This is a genomic window from Deinococcus pimensis DSM 21231 (assembly GCF_000519345.1).
Classification (GTDB): Bacteria; Deinococcota; Deinococci; order Deinococcales; family Deinococcaceae; genus Deinococcus_A; species Deinococcus_A pimensis.
Window position 1 is genome coordinate 44,346 of record NZ_KI912671.1, and the last position, 24,563, is coordinate 68,908.

Here is a 24,563-nt window from a genome sequence, read left to right on the forward strand (position 1 = left end):
GCCAGCGGCCATGGGTCACCTTCGCCCGGGCCGCCAGAACGAGGACGCATGGACATTCGACAGTTACGCTGCTTCGTCGTGCTCGCCGAAGAGTTGAGTTTCGGACGGGCCGCGAGACGCTGCAACCTCACGCAGCCGCACCTGAGCCGGTTGATCCTCGACCTCGAAACCCGCATCGGCGCTGAACTGGTCATCCGATCACGTGGCCGCCGAGAAGTCGAACTCACCCCCGCGGGACAGGCCTTCGAGGTGCACGTCCGACGCATCCTGACCGAACTCGACCTCGCCCGGCAGGACGTGCGTGCCGTCGCGTCCGCATCGCTGCGTGACCTCAGGATCGGCTTGAGCGCCTACGGACGCCTGAGCCCCTGGGAGAACGTCGCGGCGCTGTACCAGACCCACCATCCCACGAGCGGCCTCGAATGGCACGAAGCGCCCGCCGCGGCAGATCACGCCGCGCGACTGACCACCGGCGAAGAGGACGCCGCCTTCATCGCGCCCTACGGCTACGAAGGCACCCTCGCCACGCACGTGACGTGGCGTACCCGCTGCGTGGCGCTGCTGCCCGACACGCATCCCCTGTGCGCCCTCGACCAGATTCCACTCTCAGCCCTCGCCGACGACCTGCTGTACCCGGTGCCGCCCGGGCTGAACCAGGGTCTGTTCGAGCACCTCAACCGCCGCACACGCTCCGCCGGGTTCGACTTGCGCGTCGCACCTGGCGTGAGTCACTTCCACGCCGTTCAGGACAAACTGCACCTCGTGGCCCTCAACGGCTGGGTCCTGCTCGGCATCACCGAATTCGACGACGTTCTGCCCGGCGGCGTGCAGTCCCGACCGATCGTTCAGCCGGACGTGCCCTTCGAGATCGCGCTGGCCTGGCATCCACACAACCACCACCCGCAACTCCGTCACTTCGTCGAGGCGGCACAAACCCTCGGCGTGACCGTCACGCCCGACCTCACCCCCACCTGACCGGTGAGCGTCCTCCGCCGCACGGCCGAGGACGCTCACCCGACGTCCACCGTGATCGACCGCGCCGTTCAGTTCCGCTCGGGCGTGACGAACCCAATTCTGCGGAAGGTCAGGCGCTGCTTGCCGGAAAACAGCAGCAGGTGATCACGGCTGACCACGTACCGCGTGCTGGCGTTCAACTCATGAATGAACGGCAGCTCCATCGCGAAGGTGCAGCGCTCGTTCGGCGCGGGCGGCAACATCGACGCGCTCAGCGCGACCCTGTGACCTGACGCTTCGAACCGGCCGCTGAACCGCCCACACCCATACGCGCCCCGCAACGCGCCGCTGCTGAGCGTCAACTGCACCGTCGGCGCCGCACCGGAAGGTCCCGCGGGCTGCGCCGGCGCCTCCAACTGCCAGATGCCGATCAGGGGCGCCGGGACCGACGCGAGCGAACCACCGGACATCATCAAGGACAGAAACACGAAACGAAGCACCCGACGAGCTTGCGCCGCAGGCGTGATCAACATCTGACCCGCCACGTCACCACCCGACACCTCCACCCGGACGACACGGCCTCCGACCGCCCGACCACGCGAACATCATCCGGCGGGCAAGATGCGCAACCGGTATAAGCGCAGCGGAACTCGCGATTGGACGACGCTCTACCCGCCAGGCATCATGACGGCAACGTAGCAACGTACGCCCGCCTGTGTACGCGTCCCCGGTTCCCTGAAGGCCCGGAGGTCCCATGACACCCAAGCCCAACGCGGATCCTCCACACGACGCCCCCACCAGCGCGTCCGACGTCAGCGGCGTCATCCACGTTCCAAGCGCGCATCCGGCGCGGGAAAGTCTCGACCGTCTCGACGCCCGGGTGCGCGCGGCCGGCCTGACCGTCTTCCTGCGGCTCGACCAGACGCAGGAAGCCGCGCGGGTGGGACTGACCTTACGCCCCACCCTGCTGCTCGTCTTCGGCGCGCCGCGCGCGGGCACCGCGCTGATGCAGGCCTCCGAAACGGTCGCGCTCGACCTGCCCCTCCGCGCGGTGGCCTGGGAAGACGACCGCGGAGACCGCTGGATTTCCTACGTCGACCCGACCACCCTCGCCGCCCGGCATCACCTTCCCCCCGACCTGATCGACGCGATCAACGGCATAGGCGCCCTCGTCCACGCAGCCGCGACCAGCACCTGAACCCTCACCGCAGCACGACCTCACACGACGCGCCCGTTCAGCCCGGAACGTCACACGTCACGTCCACGGCGGGGCCTCCTGGAGGAGTCATGACCGACAAACCGCTCGTCACGCGTGGCTTCCGCGGCCGACTTCGTGACACCGACCCTGCCCGACTGCCGCCCGGACAGTACGTCACCAGCGACTTTCCCGTGCTGTCCGCCGGACCGACGCCCACCTCACCGCTGGCCCGCTGGGACTTCAGCGTGTACGACGACGACACGCTCCTCACCCGCTGGACCTGGGCGGAATTCCTCACGCTTCCCGCCGAGGACGTCACCACCGACATCCACTGCGTCACCCACTGGAGCAAGTACGACACCCGCTGGCGTGGCGTCCGCCTCGACACGCTGTTCGACCTCGCCGGCCGTCGGGCACCCTTCGTCCTCGCCACCTGCGACGGCGGGTACACCACCAACCTCACCCTCGAAGACGTCCTCGGCGCGAAAGCCTGGGTCGTGTACCAGTACGACGGTCACCCCATCGAGCCCGAACACGGAGGACCCGCCCGGCTGCTCGTCCCGCACCTGTACTTCTGGAAAAGCGCCAAATGGGTCCGCGCCCTCAAGCTCATCCAGCAGGACCACCCGGGCTTCTGGGAGCAGCGAGGCTACCACAACCACGCCGACCCCTGGAAGGAGGAACGCTATTGGGAGGACTGACCTGGCGCGTCGCCCGGGTGCTCGACACCCACCAGGAGAACGCCTCCGCGCGCAGCCTGCACCTGCATGTCCCCGGCTGGCCCGGACACCGACCCGGACAGCACGTCGACGTGCGCCTCACCGACGAGCGCGGCGACCAGGCGGCGCGCAGCTACTCCATCGCGTCCACCCCGCAAGGCGAGCACCTCACCTTGACCGTCGTGCGCGTCCAGGACGGTGAGGTCAGCCCGTACCTCGTCGATGACGCCCGCCCGGGCGATCAGTTCGAGGTGCTCGGTCCGATCGGCGGGTACTTCGTGTGGGACGCTCCGGGCAACGCGCCGCTGCTGCTCGTCGCCGGAGGCTCCGGGCTGGTGCCGCTGATGTGCATGCTCCGCGCCCGCTTCACGAGGCCGCACGGCGTCCCCGCCGCGCTGCTGTACTCACTGCGCGCCCCGGACGACACGCTGTTCGCGCACGAACTCGACGACTACGCCCGACGTGACGCGTCCTTCGTCCTGACCCGCACCTACACCCGCACCGCCCCACCAGGCTGGACCGGCCTCACCGGACGCGTCGGCGCGACCACGCTCGCCACCGTGACCACGCGCCCGGCAGGCACCCCCGAACCCACCGCGTTCGTCTGCGGTCCCACCGGGTTCGTGGAGCGCGTCGCCCGCACCCTCGTGGAGCTCGGCTTCACCCCTGACCACGTCAGAACCGAACGGTTCGGACCGACCGGCAGGACCGCCTGAGCGCGCCCTGGTCCACGCCACGCGAAATACGCCGAACACGCATTGATCACCGACAAATCCGCATTGGACGGGAACCCTCCGCGCGTCCACCATAACGGCAACACCACCACCCAAGGAGCCGAACGTGAAGCACGCCCCTGCCGCCGATGGAGGCGCTCCTCCCAACCTCACGACGAACCGTGACGTCACACCCCCCCACCGAAAGCTCCGCGCATGACGAGCGTCCTGCCACGTCTCGAACCGCTGCGTCACGTCCGCACGGACCTCCTGGAAATCGCGTACTTCGAGGCGGGCCCGGCGGACGGACCGGTCACGCTGCTGCTGCACGGCTTCCCGTACGACGTGCACAGCTACGTCGACGTGATCCCACCGCTCGTCACGGCCGGTCAGCGGGTCATCGTGCCGTACCTGCGCGGGCACGGCCCCACCCGCTTCCTCAACGACGACACACCCCGCTCCGGCCAGCAGGCCGCGCTGGGCGCGGACGTCGTGACGCTCCTCGACGCGCTCGAGGTGCCCAGCGCGATCCTCGCCGGGTACGACTGGGGCGGCCGGGCCGCCTGCGTCACCGCCGCGTTGTGGCCGCATCGCTGCGCGGGTCTCGTCAGCGTCGGCAACTACCTCATCCAGGACATCGCCGCCGCGATGACCCCCATCCGCCCGGACCTCGAAGCGGGTCTGTGGTACTTCTACTACTTCCTCACCGAACGTGGACGCGCCGGACTGAGCGCCTACCGGCGGGACGTCGCGCGAGTCATCTGGACACGCAACTCCCCCAACTGGACCTTCGACGACGCCACGCTCGACCGCGCCGCGAGGGCGTTCGACAACCCCGACTACGTCGACGTGGTGATTCACTCGTACCGTCATCGGCTCGGCCTTGCGCCCGGCGCGCCCACCTACGACACGCTGGAACGCACCCTCGCGCGGCAACCGCCCATCACGGTGCCCACCGTCACCCTCGACGGCCTCGCCGACGGCAACTTCCCCGCCACGGACGGATCGCCCTCCGCGCGGCACTTCACCGGCCCACGCAGACATCACCAGGTGCTCGGCGCGGGGCACAACCTGCCGCAGGAAGCGCCGGACGCGTTCGCCCGGGCGGTGCTGGAAGTCAGCACCCTCGACCCGCACGCCACCTCGACCGCCTGAACCCAGCACGTCACGGTCAGGCCACCAAAGGAGCCAGGATGACCAGCAACCCCACGTCACCCAACGACGTCCTCGCCGGCAAACTCAAGCGCACCGAGCTGCAGCACAGCCGCTCGTCCATCCCGGGTCGGGACATCGTTCAGGTCCTCACCGAGATTCCCTCCGGGGTGGAGTCCGGCTGGCACATGCACCCTGGTGAAGAGGTCGGGTACATCATCGCCGGCACCGTTGAAATGATGTACCGAGACCAGCCCACCGTCACCCTTCACGCGGGCGATCCCTTCCTGATCCCGCCACGCACCCCGCACAACGCCCTCGACGTCGGCGAGGACACCGGAATGATGCTCTCCACCTACATCGTCGAGGCGGACCAGCCACTCACGACCTTTGTCGAGTGACCACGCGGCATCCCACCTCAACCAGGAGCCGCCCATGCCTCCAAGCACCTCACCCCCACGAACCCGCGGCCGCCCAACCGCACGCCCAGCGCCACCGGGCCTTCAACACCACGTCCCCCCGGACGTCCACCTCACGGGGCGCACCGCACCCACCTCGCCCTTCATTAGACGCGCCGCACCCACCACACCCGCCCATCGTCACGCGACCGCCGTCCCGGCCGCTCACGTCCAACGCCGCCTCCCGCGCACCCCGAGAGGAAGTTTCCATGCCCGCAGACTCCAAAGGGATGTCACGCCGTCAGATGCTCCAGACCTCGGCGGTGTCCCTCGCCGCCATCGGACTGAGCGCCTCGAATCTCGCTCAAGCAGGCGCGCGCAGCGCCAGGGAAGGGGAGAACGCCATGACCCAGAACACCACGTCGGACAAGCCCACCATCGTCCTCGTGCACGGCGCGTTCGCCGAATCGAACAGCTGGGACGACGTCATCAGCAAGCTGCGTGACGCCGGCTACCCGGTCGTGGGGCTCGCCAACCCCCTGCGCGGCGTCAAATACGACGCCGCGTACCTGGCCAGCTTCCTCAAGAGCGTCACGGGGCCGGTCGTGCTGGTCGGTCACTCCTACGGCGGCATGGTCATCAGCTCCGCCGCCGACCCCGCGAAAGTCAAAGCGCTCGTGTACGTCTCCGCGTTCGCCCCCGAACCCGGTGAAAGCGCCGCGGACCTGTCGGGCCGCTTCCCCGGCAGTACCCTCGGACCGACGCTCGCGCCGCCCATCCCGCTGGGTGACGGCACCAACGACCTGTACATCAAACAGTCCGAGTTCCGCGCGCAGTTCTGCGCCGACATCCCCGAAGCGCAGGCCGCGAAGATGGCCGTCAACCAGCGGCCCTGCACGGACCTGGCGCTCAACGAGAAAGCCACCGGGAACTCCGCCTGGAAGGTCATTCCGTCCTGGTTCATCTTCGGTGAGCTGGACAGGAACATCCCCGTCGCGTCCCACCGCTTCATGGCGCAGCGCGCCAAAGCCCGCGAGGCCGTCGAAATCAAAGGCGGATCGCACGTCGTGGGCATCTCCTCGGCGGACACCACCGCGAACCTGATCCTGCGGGCCGCCGCGGCAGCGAGCGCCGCACCCCGCGCGAGCGCCACCACCTGAAACCACTAAAGTGGCGGGGCCGACTCTCGGCCCCGCCACACCGCACGGCAGCTCCACGTCCTCCGTGACTCCCGACGCGCCGTGCGGGCCTGAAGCGCCACCTCACGGCTGGACGGCGCGTTCGGTTCTCCGCTCGTGGAGCGTCCCGCGGCCCGGAGGCGCGCGTCATGAACGACCCGAGCGACGCCCGCGGACCTCGTGACGCTCGCGCTGGACGGCGCGCACCTCGCCATCTTCGTGGATGACGTCGACGCCGCAGGAGAAGCGGCGGGTCCGTCGTCGTTGGTGCGACGCCGCATCGTCCTCCCGCCGGTCGAACGCGCGGAACGGTCACGACCTGCCGGCCGGATGAACGTTCGGGCCGTTCCAGGTCGTCGCCCTGTTGCGAGAGGCGGCCCGAGCGCCTGGTTCACGCCCGCCGTCGTCCGGCCGGCGTGTCCATCAGTCCACCAGCCGCGTCGCAACGTCGAGGAAAGGCGCTCCCAGCCGCGCCAACCCATGATGTGCCAGGTACAGCCCGGTGGTGATCCGCTCGATGAACGCCCACTGCCAGATGGCGTCCGCGTCCGTCCCCGTTTCGACCGACAGCCGCTCGCACCACGCCCGCAGGAGCGCCCGCGGGTCGCTCGACGCCAGGAGCGTCTCGTTCCAGCCGCGGACCGCGACGCCCAGGTCGTACTCCGGCTCGCACCGGAAGCCTTCCGGGTCGACCAGCACGTACCCGGACGCCGCTCCCGCCCGGGGAGCCCGAACCCGCAGCAGGTTTCCGGTGTGCGGGTCGCCGTGCACCACCACCTGACGGGCCACGTCACGCGCCGCCAACCGATCGAGCGCCAACGTCTCCGCTCTCTTCACTGCCTTCCGCGCGGACGGCGGCGCGTGGTGACTCAGCGTGCCCAGCAGGTCGAGCAGCCCGGCCGCCTTGTGCTCCTGCTCGGTCGGTGCGGGTCCCAGCAGATCCGAGGGGACCCGCCAGGCATCCCGGAGTGTACGGGCGGTGAAGTCGAGTACGCGTGTGACGTCGCCTTCCACCTCGTCGGCGGTGGGACCGAGCGCTTCGAGCAGCAGGGCGCCCTCCCGCAGGTCGTGGGCGAGCACGCCGACGTACCCGACGCCGTCCGCGGCGAGCAGGGTGCGCAGTTGCGTGTCGAGGCCCGGTTCGGACAGCGCGACCTTGAGGACGGCCGGCTCACCGTCCTCGGTGGTGACCTGACACACGTAGGAGCGGCTCCCGCCGGGAAGGGGAGCGCCCCGCCGAAGCGACCAGACCTGACAGATCCGGTTCACGCGCGCGGGAAGCGCGTCGAGCCAGACGAGGCCCTGCTCGCCGAGGCTCTCGATGTACGCCCGCACCTGGGGGTGCACGACGACGGGAGGTGCGTCCGAGTCTGCCATCGAGGGCGAGGGTAACACGGGAGGCAGGGTTGAAGCAGGAGCGGCCGTCGACGGGCGCTCTGGCATGACGAGGGAGCGAAGAGGCGAAGAGGCGATGCGTGGTGGAGCGGCCGTTCGCCGTTCGCGTGGCTTCAGAAGTTCCGGCGGTTGGTGGTGCCCTACGAGCGCTTCGTGGAGAACCGGGGGAAGGTGCAGCGGACCGCGACGGTCATCCGACCGAGCGGCAGGAAATAGGGAGTAGGTAACGCCGACACATAAAAGACAGAAAGGTCATCAAAACATTCAGAGGTAATTCCTGTTCTCTCTTCTGACTCGTAGCGGTACCAACCCGCTATTTCCGGCATCCGTCACCGTCGCCTTCGAACGTGAAGTGGCGGCGGTGGCCACCCAACTTCCCGGTACCGTCCCCGTCTCCGCCCTGATCCTGCGTGCGGGTTCCGGTCCTGCGCGCCCCACCCGACATGACGGAAGACCGCCGCGGCTCGAAGCTCGGACGGACCTGACCAGGGGTGGATCAGTTGGAGAGGAAGTAATGCAGGAGCGCGCTGCGATTGCGGACCGACGCGTCCCGCTTGCGCACCAGCACGTGATGCGCCGCGTCCCGGAGTCTCGCCAGCCGACCATCTCGCAGCGCTGTCCACACGACCGCGCACCAATCGAGATGATCACGTGGACTCAACAGGGCCGTGAGCATGGACGTCGTGTCCTGCACCCAGGCGCGCAGCAACGCCGCATCTCCAGCAGGTGGACTCGCGAGCTGCGCGTCGAGCTCGAAGCAGGTCACGCCGGGGTCCAGCTCGACCTGTTCCGCGTCGAGCCCCGTCACCCGGTCCACGAGCCGCTGCACCACCCACCACGCCGCGCCGGAGGGGACGTGATCGCCACGCATGACCTTGTTCGTCCCGCGTTTCGCGCGTGGCAGCATCCCCTGCGTCCGCGCGAACGCTTCCGTCACGCCTTCACGGACGTCACGGAAGAAATTCCGCGCGAGCACCCGGGGCGGCTCGGACAGCTTCACGCGGCGACCGTTCAGTGCGTCGCTCGCGCGGTCATGCAGGTACACCGTGTACGCCTTGCCGACCGTCACGACCGGCGGGAGCCGACTTCCGGCGCGGCAGTCACGTCGAGCGTCACTCCAACTCGCGAAGCGGCTGACGAGCTTCGCCGTGGGACTGCCCGCGGCGAGCAGCGCTTCGATGGTGCTGGTGCTGACGCCGAGCACCGCCGCGGCTTCCCAGTGTGAAAGCTCGACCGTCACGGCGCGTTCCTGCTCATTTCGCGCGAGCCGCGCGAGCGTCACGAGCAGCACCACCAGCCGGTAGGTCCGCCCGAGCTGCGTGCGGACCGGCGCGAGGTACTCGACACTCTCGGACCAGGCGAGCGAGAAGTCAGGCCTCGCGCCCAGCGCGAGGGTGAGGCGGTCCCGCCAGCCTCGCGGGGCTTTCGCCGCGGGTGGTTCTTCGGTCTCCTCGTGGTCGTCCTCGGTGAACGGGGTGTGCTCGGGCGACACCGCGATGTCGCCACGTTCGACGCTTTCGAGGTAGTCCGGCGCGACCCGCGCGAGAAACGCGCGCACCTCCGGATCGACGGTCAACGACAACTCCACGTTTCACGCGCCCTTCACCTTGTTGCGGCACAGGTCGACCCTCCCGTATGCTGGACGTGGTTAGGGTCGTCCGCGTACGAGGCAATAAGTTCCCATCCCGACCTTCGTCGGGAATCGCGTCCCCCGGTTCGCCGGGGGCGTTCTGTTGTGCGTTCGGGCTCTCTCGGTTAGGGTCGTCCTCCTCAGGGCAGTGACGTTAAAAGCACGGTAGCATGCCCCTTTTCGCCTTCCGGACCTCGCGCGCGCGCCATGCGGAGCGGAGCGGGCGACAAGCATCGAGATGGCCCGCTCGGCCGGCCGGGCAGAGTGGGTATCGTGTGGCACGCGTTTGCCAGGCGCGCGGCGCTCAAAACACCCGACCCGGCTGTGGATTCTATTCCTGAAACACCCGATCCGGCTGGGGTATCTATCCACGAAACACCCGACCCGACTGGGGCATCTATGGACAAAACACCCGAGCCAGGTGGGGGAACAATGCTCGAAACACCCGACCCGACTGGGGTGTGCCAACGGCACGTCCGGCGACTCGATCCAGACCGACGGCACCTCGTGAGCCCCGCCCGACGAGCGACAAACACCCGACCCGACTGTGGCATCAATACGACAAACACCCGACCCGACTGTGGCGTCTATGCACAGCGTCCACACACCCGACCTGCCCGCGGGCAGAATCGGGACGTCGCGCCACGATCGCGCGCCGCACTCGCCACCGAGCGCTGCCCGGCACGTCGAAACACCCGACCCGACTGTGGAATCTATACTGCGCGGTCAGCCCGACGTGCCCTACGCCTCATCGCGCGTCACGCACACGCCGCGACGAAGACGCGCGCACTCCGTCCGACACTCAAAAAATGCGCGAAACACCCGACCTTCCGTGACCACGGCAGCGCCCTCAACCGTCGGAGTTGGCGTCCGGGAGGGCCGAGACGTTCGCACGCAGACCCGTCAGGACCGCCGCGGGCGCGTCAAGCACGATTTCAGCTTCCAGCCACGCCTTCCAGTGCTTGTGTGTCCGCTGCGTCGCCAGAATCCGCTCGTGACTCGCTTCCTCCCAGATCCAGTTGCCGTGCACCTGATGATCACGCAACGCGTCCAGCGTCTGCGTCAGGCGCTGCATCGCTTCCTTCGCCTCACCCCGTTTGCGCAGCTGCTCCGCCTCGCCGAGCAGCCCGGCCTCGTCGAGCAGATCCCGCACCGTGACCCTCAACGACCGATGCATGCCCGTCACGACATTCCAACGAAGCGCCAGCGTCAACCCGATCTTCTTCGTCCACACCGACTTCGCCGAGTTCGACGGGAGCTGCACGAGGTTGCGGAACAGCGGCGCGTACTCCCGCGGGAAGAGCTGCATCCACGTGCCGAGTCCCACCGTCCACTCCCGGGGGATCTTCTCACCGCTCGTGCTGACCAGCTCGACGGAATTGTACACGTGCAGAACCTTCGACGCGCCCACCACGCTCTTCACCCTCGTCGCGACCGGCACGCCGAAATCCACCGCCGGCTGGTTGTTCGCGTCGACCGTCACGGAGATGTGCAGCGCGTCCAGAAAGCGGATCTGACGCCCGACCCTCCTGAGGTCCTCCGTCCGCATGCCACCCTTCGGGTGCGGCAGCAGCCCGTAGGACGCCGCGACGTCCGCGGCCATCACCTTCAACGCGTCCGGACGTCTGGGTGCGTCCCCCTCGAGCTGCTCGACGAGCAGCAACTGAATCAGATCGGCCGAACGCGCGTCGAGCTGCTCCACCAGCTCCCGTTTCTCCTCCTCGGACACGCCGCGCAGCTCGATCGTCACGCCGCTGCGGTGGTACGTCAACGTCTCCAGGTCCCAGGTCTGCGGACCCATCAGCGCGCGCGCGAGCGCCCGCGCCGGGTGCGTCGCGACCATCAGGTGGTACTCGTCCGTCAACGCCCCCGCGCTGCGCGCGGGCGCCTTCGCGCCGCCCTCCACGAGGCCGACGTCCACCGCGGCCTGCAAGCCGGTCTTGTTCACGCGGGTGGGCAGGCGGTAGTACCGCCCGAGCGGCACCACGAACACCACCCGCGCCTGTTCGAGCGCGCCGGCCCGGTCGCCGCTCGCGCCGCGCACGATGGCGTCCACGGCCGAGGGTGAAAGGGGCTCCCCACGGTCGGTGAGCGACGTCACGAGCGACCACGCGTACCAGTGGGTCTTCACGGCCTGATCCAGAGGCACGTCCGCCTGCGCCAGCACCCGGTAGTCCTCGTGATCCAGGGCGTGCGCGTCGTCCAAGCGGTACCCGGCGTCGCGCCAGCATTTCGCGACGAACGCACCCATCTCCTTGATTGAAGGTAACTTCGCTCGCGGCATCCTGTCTCGACCTCGTTCACGCTACCACGTCCGCACCGCCCTCCCGACCTCAGACGGGTGCGGCCGCGGGCCATCGAGCGCAACGATGACCACGACCGCAGGGACCGGCTCCTGCTCTCCATCACGCCGGGCTCCTCGCGCCAATCGAGCGCGCCCTGGCCGCCGGGACTCACGACGGCACGCTCCGTGCGTCACGCGTCACGTCGGCTGCTTTGAGGACGCCGGGTACGCTCAGGTTCTGAGCAGCTCCGCGTAGACGAATTCGAGCACGTCGTCCATGTGCGCGAAGTACCGCCTCGGTCCGTCCGTCCCTTTGCGGATGGACGCGCGGAACGCGCCGGTCGTGCCGTCACCCTCACGCCATGTGCGCAGGATGTAGAAGTTACCGCTGGGCGGCGTCTCGCTGCCCTGTATGTCCTGTTCCTGCTGAGATTCTTGCTGCATGGTGATCTCCCGCCGACTGGCGCTGGAAGTGTCGAAAGCGAGTGCGGCCACGATCACCTTACGCAGGACGCCGTGACGTTCCCGTGACACGTCGCGGAGGGTACCGACGTCATTCCGGCGCGTGCAACACCATCCACTTCCCACGCACGCTGCGGCAACCCGGTCCCACCTCACCACGCGCGACCTGCCGTCCATCCCTCCGCCGTACCTGGCCTTCCCCTCGTGACGGAATGAATGTGTCACGACCCTGTCAGGGAGCGCCGCCTAAGGTGAGCGTGTCAAGCCGGGCGGGCGGCGACGCGCCGCCCATCCGGAAACACAACCCGAGCATCACGCTCGAACGCACCGACCGGAAGTTCCGAGGCGTCGTCCTCGTCGAACCGCTCGGACACCCCAACTCGTCTCACTCGGCCCCCGGACGCCTACGCCCTCATTTCCTCCCCGCAGGAGCTCAAAATGACTCAGCTTCATCTGCGATCACGCCGTACCCTCGCCCTCGTGGGCGTCACGCTGCTCGGCCTGATCGGCGCGACGTCCACCTCGCTCGCCGGAGGCGCCGGCGCTCCCTCACGTGCCACCTCCTCACAAACGCTGACCTTCGACGTCGTCACGAGTCCCTTCCATCTCGTCGACGTCGGTGACAAAGGCGTCAGCGTCGGCGATCAGACCGTGTTCGACGATCTGCTCTTCAAGAACGGAAAACGCGTCGGCTTCGACAGTGGTGCCTGCACGGTGACACGCGTCGCGATGAACGAACGCGACCCGTTCCGCGTCTCCTGCGTCGCCACGTACGCCTTGCCGGGCGGCACCATCGCCGCTCAGGGCGTCATGACGAACAACCCCACCAAGGTCCTCGCGATCGTGGGCGGAACCGGCGCGTACGAAGGCGCGCACGGTCAGATCACCTTCGTCGAGTTCGGCAACGGCAAGGGCAGCGTCACCATCAACGTCCACCGCTGATCGACCTGCCCGTCCGCCCTCGCGCTCCAGCACCGATCAACCACGGTACGTCCCAGAGGTTCGCATGTCCCGACCTTCGATCAAGCTGCCCACCACCCTGCTCGTCCTGACCGTCACGCTCGCCGCGTGCGGCACCAACCCCGCCACACCGGACGGCGCCGCCGGCGATCCTGACTTCACACTCTCGGTTCGATCCGGAGTGCTCAACATCAATCCCGCCCGGACCGGAACCGTCACCGTCCGCGTCACCCGCCCCCAGACGCCCAAGGGGAACGTCACGCTGAGCCTCGAAGGCGCGCACGTCGGCCAAGGTGCGGACGCGATCACGGGGACGTTCAGCGCCGACCAAAACGGTGAGCGCGCCATGACGCTCACCGTCGGGGCGAATATGCCCGCCGGGACGTACCCCGTGACGGTCAGGGGAACGAACGGCGCCGTCAGCAAAACCCTCGGCGTGACCGTCAACGTGGAGCGGTGGCTGCTCGTCGACGCCGACCGAAGCGCCAACAACTGGACGGTCACGCCCGCGCACGCACCCGACCCGAACGCAGCGCCTTCCGAGCTGGATCTGTTCATGCGGGCCGCCATGAGCGCCAGGACCACGGACGTGTACGCCGTGCAGAACGCCAGCATGGACGCCACCTCGATCATCAGGGGTCCCAGCGCGACCATGATGCGCGGCTACACCGGCGTCGTCTGGTACACCGGCAACCAGTCCTACCAGCGGCCCGTCACGCAGGACTTCGACGACATTGCCGCGTACCTCGGCGGGGACGCCCGCAGGTTCGTCATGATCTCTCCGGCACTCGTCGTCAACCTCGCGGGCGCCGCGAACGTGTTCCAGACCACCTCACCTCAGGCGGGCGACTCGGTCGAGCTGACCAGGCACAAGGCGTTCCTGCGCGACGTGTTCGGCGTCGCCGGGTACAACGCGCAGTACGTACAGGACGCGTTCACGGCGCAACCCGTGAGCGCTCCCGCCTCGGACGTCGGCCCGCTCGACGTCATGGGCGGCCAGACCATCCGCGCGGCCTTCTCACCCCTCGGGCAGACCAGCACCCGGGGGCTCTACACGACCGGCGTCACGGGCAGCCGCGGCGAGAACGTCAGCGCGTCCGTCGCCTTGACGAACGACAACCTCGGGGAACTCCACACCAGCAAGGCGACCTTCCTCGGTGTGTCCCCTGACCGGATCACCTCCCCGAACGCGCGCGCCCTGCTCGAACACCTGTTGCAGTGAACGAGGGCGACCGCGTTCAGCCCGCGTCCGCAGGACCACTCGCCTTCCCACCGAGGAGATAGGCATGAACGGACTGCCCGGGCGGTCGAGCGTGACCGCTCCATTCCCCCAGTCGCCGTCACGACGTGATCGTGACGCGCTGACCTGTGCGTCCGTCTGCCGGGAGGTCAAGCATGCGCTTCAACGCTCCGTTCAGCCTCTGCACGCCCTTCACGCGGCTCGGCGTCGTCACGGCCCTGACCGCCGTCCTGCTCGGCGCCTGCGGCAGTCCCTCCACCTTACCCGCGAATGACGGCTCGGGCCGCTTTGACCTCGCTGGCACCATCGAGGCGCCTCTGGACGCGACGCTCGATCGGACCGTCGTGGTCGCCTGTGAAATCGGCAGGGACCTCTGCGCCGACCACTACAAGGTCGCCCGCATCAGGACCCGCGGTGCACGCGCGGAGTACGCCATCGCGGACCTCACGCCCGGCCGGTACCGCGTCTTCGCGTGGAAGGACACCAATGACAGTCAGACGATCGACACGGGCGACCTGTACGGTGAGTACGTCAGGGTCGTTTACGGTGTCGAGACGAACGTCAACATCAAGGTCGCCTGGCAGGGCGCTCAGGCCGGGAACGTGCTGACCGGCCGCGTCACCGTGCCGGACGCGCAGGTCCGTCCCGACCGGACGGTGGTGTTCACCTGCTCACCAACGCCTGACGGGCGGTGTGACCGGACGAACGCCGTCGTGGCGCCTCTGACCCCGCAGGGTGAGTACGTCCTCACGGACGTCCCGGCGGGCCCGGTCTTCGTGATGGCCTGGCAGGACACCTCCAGGGACGGGATGTTCACTCCGGACGACCTGATCGGCATTCATCACAACGTTCAGGGCGGCCCCGAGAACGTTCAGGTCCCGCGTGCGAATGTCGACCTGAACCTGAGCAGGATGCCTTCTTCACCGCAGATACCCACCGGTCGGCCTCCTGCGGCGTTGATCGGCGTGTGGACCGCAGGCGCGAACACGGGAGCGCCCTACTACACGACGACCCATGGATGGGCGCCACAGACGGGAACCGGCGCGTACCTGAAGGTCATGGCCGACGGGACGTTCCAGAAGGGCGGCCTGCTGCAGACCACGGTTTACGGCTGTTCCGCAGCCACGACCTCCCACGCGGCGGGAGTGCTGCACGTCGACGGTGACACCCTGACGCTCGATCCTGACACGACCGGAACGAAGTACAGCAGTTCGTGCAACCCTGAGCTGAACCTCGACAAGACCCTGCCGAACACCACGTTGACGCTGAAGTGGACGGTCCTTGAGGACGGCCGACTCCTGCTCACCCTTCCCGACGGTCAATCGACCGTCTTCACACGCGTCCACTGAGCCGACGCAGTGGAGCGGGGGAGCACGACGGTGAGGCGACAGGGGACGGCACGCCGTCCCCTGAGTCGCCGGGGTACGCGTGAACCTGTCGTCATGGCCGCCCCGACCCGATCGTCGGTTGGGAGGAATTCGTCGAGCAGGGCCGGGTCGGACGGGCGGGTGGCGTTGGACAGAGGCGTTCCTTTCCGAAGAAACCGTCCCGTTTGCCCCATCCACAACAGTCCTTGCCCGTGGGCTCCGAGTCCTCGCTGGTCTTTGCAGGCAAATGCGGCTTCAACGCACGCTGCTGCTCGGAGGATGCCCTTCGGCATCCTCCGAGCATGATGAAGTTGCGCGCTGGTCGTTCGGCACGGGAATGAGGAGTTCACGGCGTGACCTGGGGTAGAGACGGGCTGAGACTACGCTCTGTTCTCGACTCGGGGCATGTGCCGTCGGTAGTGCGCGCCGAGCAACTGCGTGGCCTCCCGGACGTTCATCGGCGCGAAGATCCACCCGGGAATGCAGGGCGTCTCCTGCTTTCCCAGGTCCTGCAGTCGGAGCGCGGCGGCCTCCACTTGGAAGGCGCTGTCCTGCAGGTCGGTGAGGAGTTCGTCGCGCGAGCGTTCGGACGTTGGTTCCATGGCGCTCAGCGTGACGAGGCGCCCGTCGGGGTAGACGTACCCCACGCCCAGCTCGGGCAGCGCTTCATCCCGCGCGGCGATGTCCATCAGCGCTGCGAACACCTGGTTGGTCTTGACGAGGTGGTCGGCGTGCTCGACCGGACTCCACTTGCCGGGCGTCGTGGGGACGCTCAGGACAGCCTCCGGGAGGTCCGCCAGCCACGCCTGGAAGATGCGCATGCTGGTGCGTGCGGCATCGAGGGCTTCCTGGAGGGGCTGCTCGGGACGAGCGAAGGATTTCGGCAGGTACCGGGTCAGGGGAGTGGGCTGTTGCTGGGTCATACAAACTTCCTTTCGCCTTGAAAAGGGCAGGGGAGAAGCTGAAGTTGCTCGGCAGCGCACCAGCGCACCCGGCGGCCGTCCGAGGAGTCGCGCGCCCAGGCATGGACCGCCGAGTGCCGTGACAGCATGTGCCGTGAGCCGTGCGGTGAAGCCTCAGGGAGTACTCGGGACCTTGATCTTGCCGGCGATGATGTCCGCGCGGACCTTCGCGACGGTCGCCTGCTGGGCCTTGCTGATGAGGGCCGTGTTGTACTGGTCGAGGGCGTAGGCGACGCCGTTGTCCTTCAGGCCGGACTCCTGCGTGCCGCCCTTGAAGGCGCCCGCGTCAACGGCCTTGATGGTCTCGTAGACCGCCACGTCGACGCGCTTGAGCATGCTGGTCAGGCCGTGGTTCATGGTCTTGGGGTTCTTGTCGAAGTCCCCGAGGTGGTTCTGGTTGCTGTCCACGCCGATGAAGAACATGGGGCGGCGGTTGCGCGCTCGCCCATCCGGACAGCAGCAGGTTGAGGGCGAGCACGTGACGGAATCGGAGCATACATCCTCCTGAGGAACTCCAAAGGCGGGTGGCGCGGCGGGCCGTCGAGCGTGACGGTCAAGCGGCGGCCCTTCAGGGCTGAGTTGTCGCCGTGTCGTTCTGGAGGTCGCTGGCAGGCGAGGTGACGGCCCGTCCCCGGAGAAAGCTGGCGAGGACGACCGTGAGGACGGCGGCACCGGCAGCGGCGAGGAAGGCTCCCTGCATGCCGAGCGTCTGCGCCGCCAGCGCTGTCTGCCCTGCCTGGGAGAACTGCGCCGTCCGGCTCGTCATGACGACGATGAGGAGCGCGGTTCCGACGGCGCCGCCGACCTGCTGCAGACTGCTCAGCACCGCGCTGCCGTGCGCGAACAGCTGGGGAGGTAATGACGACAGGCCACTCGTGAACACAGGCGTCAGGATCAACGCGAGCCCCGCGCTGAGCAGCAGGTGGAGGATCAGGACCAGCACGACGGGTGAAGCGGCGGTCAGCAGGCTGAGCTGCCAGAAGGTCATGGCGAGCAGCGCCGCGCCGACGAGCGCGAGCAGGCGAGGGCCGTAGCGGTCGTACATTCGACCGACCGTTGGAGCGAGCGCGGCCATCAGCAGCCCGCCGGGGAGCAGCAGGAAGCCGGTCTGCAACGAGGACAGGCCACGGATCGTCTGCAGGAACATCGGGAGGAGGATTGCCCCGCCGAACAGGGTCATTGTCGCGACCACGATCAACGTGACGCTCACCGTGAACGCACCCGACTTGAACACGCGGAGGTCCAGCAGCGCCCGTTCGCTTCGCTGCAGGTGCAGCTGCCGTCCAACGAACGCGGCGAGGCTCAGCACGCCCAGCGTGAGCGAGACGGGCGACGCCGTCTCCGTGAACGCCGAGGCGGCAGGTCCGGCGCCCTGGCTCAGGGCGTACACGATCCCGCCGAACCCGACGGCGGACATCGGTACGGAAGGAACGTCGAGGTGCACGTGACGTGCGGGGCGTTCCGTGCCGAGATGCCGGGCGCCTCGGACGAGCACCAGCAGCGCGACGGGCAGCACGAGCAGGAACAGGAACCGCCACGCCAGCCACTGCAGGATCAGGCCCGCGACGGTCGGACCGAGCGCCGGGGCGACGGCAATGACGACGCTCACGTTGCCCATGAATACGCCCTGCTGCGCGGGCGGAACGAGCGTCAACGTCGTCGTCATCAGCAGAGGCACCATCACCGCCGTCCCGGCGGCCTGCACGACACGCGCGGCGAGCAGCACTTCGAAGGAAGGCGCGACGCCCGCGAGCAAGGTGCCGACGCAGAACAGACTCATCGCGAGCAGGAACGCGGACCGTGCGGGAAAGCGCTGGAGCAGGTAGCCCGTGGTGGGGATCACGACGGCCATCGTGAGCATGAACGCCGTCGAGAGCCACTGCGCGCTCGTCGCCGCGACCCGGAACGTCGTCATCAAGCGGGGCAGGGCGACGTTCAGGAGCGTCTCGTTGAGGATCACCACGAAGGTCGCGGTCAGCAGCGTGACGATCTGGGCGCGGTGCGCTGCGGACAGCCCGGAGGGCGGGGCGGACTTCACGAGCGGCGAACCCGAAGGAATGACCGCTTGGGCGGTCGTGCGGGGGCGCGTCGACCGGACGTCAGGAGGCGAGTGTCAGGGGAGTCGGAACGATCTCGGAGTCGACCTCGGTGCATACCACGGCACGCTACGCCGCTCGTCGTGACGGACACCTGACACCGCAGCGTCCGTCGTGCCGGGAACGTCCGCGCGCCTCCGTACTCCGTCCGGGGTATGGCGGCGTGACGCTCGGGGCTGCGTTCAGGCGACGGAGCGCTGCGGGTCGGAAAGGTCGAATCCCAGCGCGAGCAGCCGCTCGACGACGCCCTCGCTGCCCGGGGTGAGTACGATCACGGCGGTGGAGGTCGCTTCGTCGAGGGTGACGTCGCGGACGCCGCGCAGCCTCGTGAGCAGGACCAGCTGATCCGCGGCGCTGGTCTGGTTCCAGCCGCGGTGCAGTTTCACATGGACCGTGAAGGTGACGGACGTGGTGTCGAGGAGCCGGGTGGAACGGGCGGTCCTGTCCATGATGATCCTCCTGTGGCGCCGGAACTCGGCGCGGCGACTGACCGTTTGCGATGCCCTCACCGTAGCTGCCCAGGCATGACTGGCCCGTGACAGCGTGAAACCGCCCAGCGCGGCTCGTCATGGTGGGAGGATATGGCTGGATCAGCGGCAGATCAGGCGGAAGGCGAGAATGAAGCGCATGTCGAAACTTCCCGCCCTGATGTTCGCGGTGCTCGCCGCGTCGGTGACGACGGCGCAGGCCGCGCAGGACTCGCTGTCCTTTGATTTTCCTGGTAACCTCGCCGCCGCCCGCGGCCTCTGCGTGGTCGCCGGATCCCCGGACGCCTCGGTGCCCGTCAGGACGCTGGAGCTGCTCGTCAAGGGTGAAGCGCGTGCGCTCGGACTGCCGGTCGAGCGGATGGACCAGGGCGAGTGCGTCCCGATCAGACTCAAGACCGGGAACGGCTGGCTCGTGATGTCCCTGGAGCCGCTCAAGCTCGACGCTCAGCGTTGGCTCGTGAAGGTCCGGGTGAGCGACCCGCACCTCGTCACGGCGAGCGGAGCGGTGCGCGACGTGGTGGTGTGGGAGCACGACCGTCCGGTGAGCGGCAAGGTCGTCACCGCCTCCGCGTGGCGTCCCGCCCTGACTCAGCTCAAGACGTCCTGGACGCTGTCGCGCAACATGAAGTGACGCCTGCCGAGCGGACACGGCGGCGCGAAGGGACGCGAGGACCGCTCGAGACTGCCTCGCCGTCTTCGTCACGGCGGAACGGTCTGGCCCGCGTGGTCGGGGGGGTCGACGGGCACGGGTTGGACGCGGACGGCGCGACCGTGCGTTCTCGAATTCACGACGGTGCAGGCGTGTGGCGCTCATTGCTCCGTTCCAGCCGAAGCAGGAAAGGATCGGCTCGTGGCGATTGAACTGCTCGAGATTCGGGATGAACGGCAGGTGTCGGCCGCGCTCGACCTGCAACGCGCCACGTTCCGTGTGGAGGCCGAGCTGATCGAATGGCACGACCTGCCGCCCCTGCGCGAGGGCGTGGCGGACCTGCCGCGCGGCGGTGAGACATTTCAGGGCTGGTTCGAGCGCCGTCGTGTGCCCGTCGTGATTGCCCGCGAGCGCGCCCTGGACGTCCTGGACGTGCACCGAGTGATGGTGCACCCTTCCTTGTTCCGGCGCGGCGTCGCGCGGGCACTCCTCGACTTCGTGGAAGAACGAGAACTGGACGCGGCGCGGTGATCGTCTCGACGGGCAGTCCGAACGTCCCTGCTCGTCGTCCGTACGAGCGGCTGGGATTGGTGGTGACGGGCGAGCAGGAGGTACCGCCGGGAGTGCGCGTCAGTGACGACGAGAAACGCCGCTGAACGTGCCCTGGCGCCGGAAGGCAGGTTCGGTGACGGGGTCAGCGCCGGTTTCCGTGAGCTGCGCGGATGGACCCGGGCAGGCGGGACGGGACGCCCGTCGCCGTTCTCATGAACGTGCCGCGGCCACCACACGAGGGGGTCGCGGCGCGTCCACGAGGTCACGCGCGGAGCATGCCTTGCTCGACGGCGTGGTCGAGCAGCTCGGTCACGTGCGTCCAGAGCGGCCGTGAGACCTGCTCGATGATGGCGACGCGCCGTTCAACCTGGGCGCGGCTCACCCCGTGACGGACCCACGAGCCTCCCCGCGCGCTGACGGCCTGCACGACGGGGAGCAGCCGGTCCATGGCGTTGGCGAACTTCGATTCCTTGGTCTGCACCGCCTCGAATTCGTTCCACAGCGCAAGCCACGTTCCACGTTGCCCTTCGGGAAGGAGGGCGTAGAGGCGCTGGGCGGCGGCCTGCTCGCGGTCGTGCTTGTCGGTGTGGCCGGCGGCGCCGAAGGCGAAGGTGTCGCCCGCGTCGATCTCGACGATGTCGTGCAGCAGGAGCATCCGGATGACTTTGGAGAGGTCGACGTCCGGATCGTCGGCGTGCTCGTGCATGGCCATCGCGAGGACGCACACGTGCCAGCTGTGCTCGGCGGTGTTCTCCTGTCGACCGTCGACGGTGACGGTCTGACGCAGGACGCGTTTGAGCGCTTCGACTTCGGTGATGAACGTCAACTGTCGTTGCAGGGCGTCGTTCGTTGAGATGGTCATCAGATCCTCGCGTGGAAGGGGTGGGGTTCGGTGGGGTTGCCCTCGCGTGGAAGGGGTGCCGGTCAGCGTTGAAGGCGGGAGAGGCTCCACGCGGACGCGAGGCTCCGCGCGGCGGAGCGCCACGCGGTGGGCGCGTCGAGCTTGACGGTGAGGTGTTCGGCGTACATCCACAGCACCGCGTCGTACGTCTTGGTCCGTCCGGTGTGCTGCTTGACGAGCAGGTGCGGGTCGTTGACCCGGATGACGCCGAGGTACTCTCCACGTCGGGTGAGGGGCGTCAGTTCGACGCTCAGGACGAGTCGTGCGTCAGCCCTGCCGGTCTTGAGGTTGATGGGTTCACATGTGCCGGTACCCATGGGTTGCGCGCGCAGCTGTCGGGCCTGCAGTTCCTGAATGACGACGCGTTCAACGCTTCGGGTGTCGACGCCCGGGTCGGGGGAGCCGACATTGACGCAGAAGCCGCTGTAGCCGGAGAGGTTGGATGGCAGCTCGAACGACAGGGGCGCTCCGGTCGCGGGGGAGGTGGTGGCGAGGACGAGGGCGGTGCAGGCTGCCAGGGTGGACGGGTGTGGCATGAGGACTCCAGGCTGAACGGGATGAGAGGAGGCGGGGCGTGTCGACGCTCGCGTGGAGCGTCGTGACGTCGGTCAGGTGGCCGGGGCGGTGGAGGTGTGGTGCGGGCGGGCGCGGTGCCTCAGGAGCCGCAGGACGAACGTCGGTTTGAACAGCGCGCTGGGGGGCAGGGCCATGTGCATGACCGCAAAGAAGGTCGCGAGGACGACGCCGTCGTGCTTCATGGCGTGCTGGATGAGGTTGAAGTAGCGCGTGGCCAGCCGTGACGTGATCGTCTGGTGCTGCCGGAGCTCGGGGTAGCTGCCGTCGCCGCCGCTCACCATGCTCCACGGCAGGGCCACGACGCGGGCGGCGTTTCGGAAGTACCGGCGTTGCAGCTGCTCTGCGGTGGTGGTGTGTTCGAGGGCGTCCGAGAGGACCTGCGCTTCGAGCGCGGCGACCGTCATGCCCTGCCCGTAGGTGGGGTTGAAGCTGCACAGGGCGTCGCCGATGACGAGCAGTCCGACCGGCAGGCGCATGCGTTCGTAGTGCCGGCGGACGCTGGCAGGGTACTTGTGCACTTCGAAGTCACTGACCGGCTCGAGGGTCGCGAGGAACTCGGCGACGTCCGGGTAGTTGAGGCTGCGCGCGAACGCGAGGAAGCCCGCGTCGGTGGGTGGGGCGTGGTCGCCGAGGCTGCCCGCGAGCCCGAAGTGCCAGCGGTCCCCTTCGACGGCGGTGCAGGCGGCGGTGCGTCGCTCCTGGGGTTGCTGTGGGAGGGAGCCGAGGCCGAGGTCGCCGCCGAGATGCTGAGGCAGCCGGCGGTAGAACCGCGAGGTGTACGTGACCTTGATGTCGATGCGTGTCTCTTTCGGGCGTTCGCCCCAGTGTCGTTCGAGCCAAGCGGGCGTGGTGGAGCCTCGTCCGGTCGCGTCGACGACGAGGTCGGCGGTGAGGACGTCCGTCTCTTGCTGGGGGCGTTCGATCTCGATACCGACGACGCGCAGGCGCGCGTGGTCGAGGTGGTGGCCGCGGAAGCGGACGTGGTCGAGCAGGGTGACGTTCGGTAGTGCCAGGGTGCGTCGGCGCAGACATTGCTCGATCAGCGCGCGGCTGGCGAAGAGGATGGTGAGGCCGCTCTTGTAGCGCGTGAGGCGGTCTCTTCCCAGCGCGAGTCGGCTCGCGTCGGTCATGTCGCCGGTGAGCGCTCCGGCGTGACGGAAGTCGGCGAGCACGTCCGGGTAGAGTTGCTGCATGACGCTGAGTCCCCGGCTGAGCAGCGCGTGTGGTTGACGGGCGTGCGGGACGCCGCGCCGGGTGCCGGGGTCGCCTTCGAGGTCGTCGCGTTCGACGAGGGTGACGTGGTCGTACGTGTCGGCCAGGACGCGGGCGGCGAGCAGCCCGGCGATGCTCGCGCCGACCACGACGGCGTGTGATCGACCGTGAGGTGAGGTCATGCGCGATACCGTACGTCGGGCGCCGTGACAGGGGGGTGACGTTCCATGTTCACGGTGGTTCTGGCGGGGTGTGCCGAGGCGGCGCGGGAGGTCGCGCTTGGTGTCGTGTGGCTCAGGCGCAGCCGGGCACGTCCTTCAGGGAGGTGTACACGGGCAGGTCGAGCGCTCGGGCCGTGCGGACCATCTCGTCGGCCCCTTCGCTGGGTCCGCCGACGCGGAGCACCGCGTCGCACTTGTGAAGCAGGCGGACGGCGACCGGGTGGAAGATCTCGTTGAAGGGCGCGTCTCCCGGCGTGGTGGAGCCTGCCTGGTGGACGAGCGGCAGGGCGAACCACTCGCCGAGGACGGGCAGGTGTCCGGCGCGGTACAGCGGGAGGATGAAGGACTCCATCGTCTGGACGTTCCGGGCGATCTTGACGGGGTCGTCGGCGGTGCCGGAGCGGTAGGGGCCGGCGATCAGGATCATCAGGGGTGGCATGCTCGTCTCCTCGGGGTGGTGGGGCTGGTGGGGGTCATCGTGGGAACAGGTGGAGCGCGGCGTGCTGGAGCAGCATGATGGTCTTCCCGTCGACGATCTCGCCGCGCTCGATCATGGCGAGCGCTTCGGTGAAGGGCACGTCGAGCACTTCGATGTCCTCGCCTTCGCTGGGGATGCCTCCGCCTTCGGTGACGCGGTCGTCGGGGTCGTACTCGGCGGTGTAGAAGTAGAGCTTCTCGGTGACGGAGCCGGGGCTCATGTACGCTTCGAAGACCTTGTGGACGTTGCGGACGCGGTAGCCGGTTTCCTCTTCGGCTTCGGTGCGGACGCGGTCCTCGGGTGCGTCGTGGTCGAGCAGTCCTGCCGGGGTTTCGATGAGGTGGCCGCTGTGCCCGTTGACGTGGGCGGGAAGGCGGAACTGTCGGGTGAGGATGACGCGCCCGCGTTCGAGGTTGTAGAGCAGCAGGGTGGCGCCGTTGCCACGGTCGTAGGTTTCGCGGGACTGCCGTTGCCAGGTGCCGTCGGAGCGTCTGAAGTCGAAGGTGGTCTTCTTGAGGACGTACCAGTCGTCGGAGAGCACTTTGACGTCGAGGATGCGGATGCGGTCGTCGGTCACGGTCATGAGGGCGTTCCTCCTGACTGACGGTTTGGTCAGCTTGACCGCAGGGTACGCTGGGCGCGGTGACGTTCGCGTGACGCGACGTGAGCGGCCGGGGGCGTATTCCAGGTGTCCGGGATGGTGCCGGGCGTGTCGGTCGGTGGTTCGGCGATCCTGCCTCGTGGCCTGGGGAGCGCTCTGGAGTGTGGAACGCGTGAG

Annotated in this window: 26 protein-coding genes; 12 read left to right on the top strand and 14 right to left on the bottom strand. The window is 68.3% G+C overall.

Annotation, left to right across the window (positions count from 1 at the left end):
• Positions 1-48: 48 nt before the first annotated feature.
• Entirely contained in the window at positions 49-975 is a 927-nt protein-coding gene (locus tag DEIPI_RS0119860) for a LysR family transcriptional regulator (protein WP_027482923.1), read from the top strand.
• Between the two features lie 68 nt (positions 976-1,043).
• Here the strand turns inward: DEIPI_RS0119860 and DEIPI_RS0119865 are convergent, their stop codons facing one another.
• Complete coding sequence (locus tag DEIPI_RS0119865; RefSeq protein WP_157463830.1) at positions 1,044-1,499, bottom strand: META domain-containing protein; 456 nt, start codon at positions 1,497-1,499, stop codon at positions 1,044-1,046.
• A 209-nt stretch (positions 1,500-1,708) separates the two neighbouring features.
• Between DEIPI_RS0119865 and DEIPI_RS0119870 the strand changes: the two genes are divergently transcribed.
• The 6 genes from DEIPI_RS0119870 (at position 1,709) to DEIPI_RS32950 (ending at position 6,294) form a co-directional block, all read left to right on the top strand.
• Complete coding sequence (locus DEIPI_RS0119870) at positions 1,709-2,152, top strand: DUF302 domain-containing protein (RefSeq protein ID WP_045234777.1); 444 nt, start codon at positions 1,709-1,711, stop codon at positions 2,150-2,152.
• A gap of 89 nt (positions 2,153-2,241) precedes the next feature.
• Positions 2,242-2,853, top strand: coding sequence for a molybdopterin-dependent oxidoreductase (locus DEIPI_RS0119875; RefSeq protein WP_027482926.1), 612 nt, complete (start codon positions 2,242-2,244; stop codon positions 2,851-2,853).
• Positions 2,841-3,587 (top strand): ferredoxin reductase, encoded by a 747-nt coding sequence (locus DEIPI_RS0119880; protein ID WP_211238326.1) that lies wholly within the window; start codon positions 2,841-2,843, stop codon positions 3,585-3,587. The genes DEIPI_RS0119875 and DEIPI_RS0119880 overlap by 13 nt, the downstream gene beginning before the upstream one ends.
• Positions 3,588-3,800: 213 nt before the next feature.
• Complete coding sequence (locus DEIPI_RS32940; RefSeq protein ID WP_045234778.1) at positions 3,801-4,739, top strand: alpha/beta fold hydrolase; 939 nt, start codon at positions 3,801-3,803, stop codon at positions 4,737-4,739.
• 38 nt (positions 4,740-4,777) lie between these two features.
• Positions 4,778-5,137, top strand: a complete 360-nt coding sequence (locus DEIPI_RS32945; protein WP_045234779.1) for a cupin domain-containing protein — start codon at positions 4,778-4,780, stop codon at positions 5,135-5,137.
• A gap of 266 nt (positions 5,138-5,403) precedes the next feature.
• Complete coding sequence (locus DEIPI_RS32950; protein WP_052351850.1) at positions 5,404-6,294, top strand: alpha/beta fold hydrolase; 891 nt, start codon at positions 5,404-5,406, stop codon at positions 6,292-6,294.
• A 441-nt stretch (positions 6,295-6,735) separates the two neighbouring features.
• On the opposite strand, the gene DEIPI_RS0119900 is transcribed toward DEIPI_RS32950, so the two are convergent.
• From DEIPI_RS0119900 to DEIPI_RS36890, 4 genes are all read right to left on the bottom strand, one after another.
• Positions 6,736-7,689, bottom strand: coding sequence for an aminoglycoside phosphotransferase family protein (locus DEIPI_RS0119900; RefSeq protein WP_052351851.1), 954 nt, complete (start codon positions 7,687-7,689; stop codon positions 6,736-6,738).
• Positions 7,690-8,203: 514 nt separating this feature from the next.
• Entirely contained in the window at positions 8,204-9,283 is a 1,080-nt protein-coding gene (locus DEIPI_RS0119905) for a hypothetical protein (protein WP_027482929.1), read from the bottom strand.
• A gap of 904 nt (positions 9,284-10,187) precedes the next feature.
• On the bottom strand, positions 10,188-11,621 hold the full coding sequence (locus DEIPI_RS0119910) for a hypothetical protein (RefSeq protein WP_169737164.1): 1,434 nt from the start codon (positions 11,619-11,621) through the stop codon (positions 10,188-10,190).
• 231 nt (positions 11,622-11,852) lie between these two features.
• The gene (locus DEIPI_RS36890; RefSeq protein ID WP_157463831.1) at positions 11,853-12,065 is read right to left on the bottom strand and encodes a hypothetical protein; all 213 of its coding nucleotides are present in this window, start codon (positions 12,063-12,065) and stop codon (positions 11,853-11,855) included.
• 456 nt (positions 12,066-12,521) lie between these two features.
• Here DEIPI_RS36890 and DEIPI_RS0119920 point away from each other — a divergent pair, with 456 nt between their 5' ends.
• The 3 genes from DEIPI_RS0119920 to DEIPI_RS0119930 all read left to right on the top strand — a co-directional run bounded on the left by DEIPI_RS0119920 (position 12,522) and on the right by DEIPI_RS0119930 (position 15,632).
• Positions 12,522-13,025, top strand: a complete 504-nt coding sequence (locus tag DEIPI_RS0119920) for an allene oxide cyclase barrel-like domain-containing protein (RefSeq protein ID WP_027482932.1) — start codon at positions 12,522-12,524, stop codon at positions 13,023-13,025.
• 64 nt (positions 13,026-13,089) lie between these two features.
• A complete protein-coding gene (locus tag DEIPI_RS0119925; RefSeq protein WP_027482933.1) occupies positions 13,090-14,265 on the top strand; it encodes a COG1361 family protein in 1,176 nt (391 codons plus the stop codon).
• A 173-nt stretch (positions 14,266-14,438) separates the two neighbouring features.
• Positions 14,439-15,632, top strand: coding sequence for a hypothetical protein (locus tag DEIPI_RS0119930; protein WP_027482934.1), 1,194 nt, complete (start codon positions 14,439-14,441; stop codon positions 15,630-15,632).
• Between the two features lie 398 nt (positions 15,633-16,030).
• On the opposite strand, the gene DEIPI_RS0119935 is transcribed toward DEIPI_RS0119930, so the two are convergent.
• The 4 genes from DEIPI_RS0119935 to DEIPI_RS0119950 all read right to left on the bottom strand — a co-directional run bounded on the left by DEIPI_RS0119935 (position 16,031) and on the right by DEIPI_RS0119950 (position 19,157).
• Positions 16,031-16,573 (bottom strand): DinB family protein, encoded by a 543-nt coding sequence (locus tag DEIPI_RS0119935; RefSeq protein ID WP_027482935.1) that lies wholly within the window; start codon positions 16,571-16,573, stop codon positions 16,031-16,033.
• Positions 16,574-16,726: 153 nt separating this feature from the next.
• Positions 16,727-17,035 (bottom strand): hypothetical protein, encoded by a 309-nt coding sequence (locus DEIPI_RS0119940; protein WP_027482936.1) that lies wholly within the window; start codon positions 17,033-17,035, stop codon positions 16,727-16,729.
• 145 nt (positions 17,036-17,180) lie between these two features.
• Positions 17,181-18,650, bottom strand: a complete 1,470-nt coding sequence (locus DEIPI_RS32955; protein ID WP_045234780.1) for a DHA2 family efflux MFS transporter permease subunit — start codon at positions 18,648-18,650, stop codon at positions 17,181-17,183.
• Positions 18,651-18,890: 240 nt separating this feature from the next.
• Complete coding sequence (locus DEIPI_RS0119950) at positions 18,891-19,157, bottom strand: hypothetical protein (RefSeq protein ID WP_027482937.1); 267 nt, start codon at positions 19,155-19,157, stop codon at positions 18,891-18,893.
• A 178-nt stretch (positions 19,158-19,335) separates the two neighbouring features.
• Here DEIPI_RS0119950 and DEIPI_RS0119955 point away from each other — a divergent pair, with 178 nt between their 5' ends.
• Together DEIPI_RS0119955 and DEIPI_RS32960 are read left to right on the top strand one after the other, a co-directional pair.
• Positions 19,336-19,827, top strand: coding sequence for a hypothetical protein (locus tag DEIPI_RS0119955; RefSeq protein ID WP_027482938.1), 492 nt, complete (start codon positions 19,336-19,338; stop codon positions 19,825-19,827).
• A gap of 219 nt (positions 19,828-20,046) precedes the next feature.
• Positions 20,047-20,376, top strand: a complete 330-nt coding sequence (locus DEIPI_RS32960; protein ID WP_052351853.1) for an N-acetyltransferase — start codon at positions 20,047-20,049, stop codon at positions 20,374-20,376.
• Between the two features lie 283 nt (positions 20,377-20,659).
• On the opposite strand, the gene DEIPI_RS0119965 is transcribed toward DEIPI_RS32960, so the two are convergent.
• The 5 genes from DEIPI_RS0119965 to DEIPI_RS0119985 all read right to left on the bottom strand — a co-directional run bounded on the left by DEIPI_RS0119965 (position 20,660) and on the right by DEIPI_RS0119985 (position 24,368).
• Entirely contained in the window at positions 20,660-21,259 is a 600-nt protein-coding gene (locus tag DEIPI_RS0119965) for an HD domain-containing protein (RefSeq protein ID WP_027482939.1), read from the bottom strand.
• 62 nt (positions 21,260-21,321) lie between these two features.
• A complete protein-coding gene (locus DEIPI_RS0119970; RefSeq protein WP_027482940.1) occupies positions 21,322-21,834 on the bottom strand; it encodes a hypothetical protein in 513 nt (170 codons plus the stop codon).
• A gap of 72 nt (positions 21,835-21,906) precedes the next feature.
• The gene (locus DEIPI_RS0119975) at positions 21,907-23,268 is read right to left on the bottom strand and encodes an FAD-dependent oxidoreductase (RefSeq protein ID WP_027482941.1); all 1,362 of its coding nucleotides are present in this window, start codon (positions 23,266-23,268) and stop codon (positions 21,907-21,909) included.
• A gap of 112 nt (positions 23,269-23,380) precedes the next feature.
• Positions 23,381-23,746 carry a hypothetical protein gene (locus tag DEIPI_RS0119980; protein WP_211238327.1) on the bottom strand — a complete coding sequence of 122 codons (366 nt, stop codon included), beginning with the start codon at positions 23,744-23,746 and terminating at the stop codon, positions 23,381-23,383.
• Positions 23,747-23,780: 34 nt separating this feature from the next.
• Positions 23,781-24,368, bottom strand: coding sequence for an NUDIX domain-containing protein (locus DEIPI_RS0119985; protein ID WP_027482943.1), 588 nt, complete (start codon positions 24,366-24,368; stop codon positions 23,781-23,783).
• Positions 24,369-24,563 lie beyond the last annotated feature (195 nt).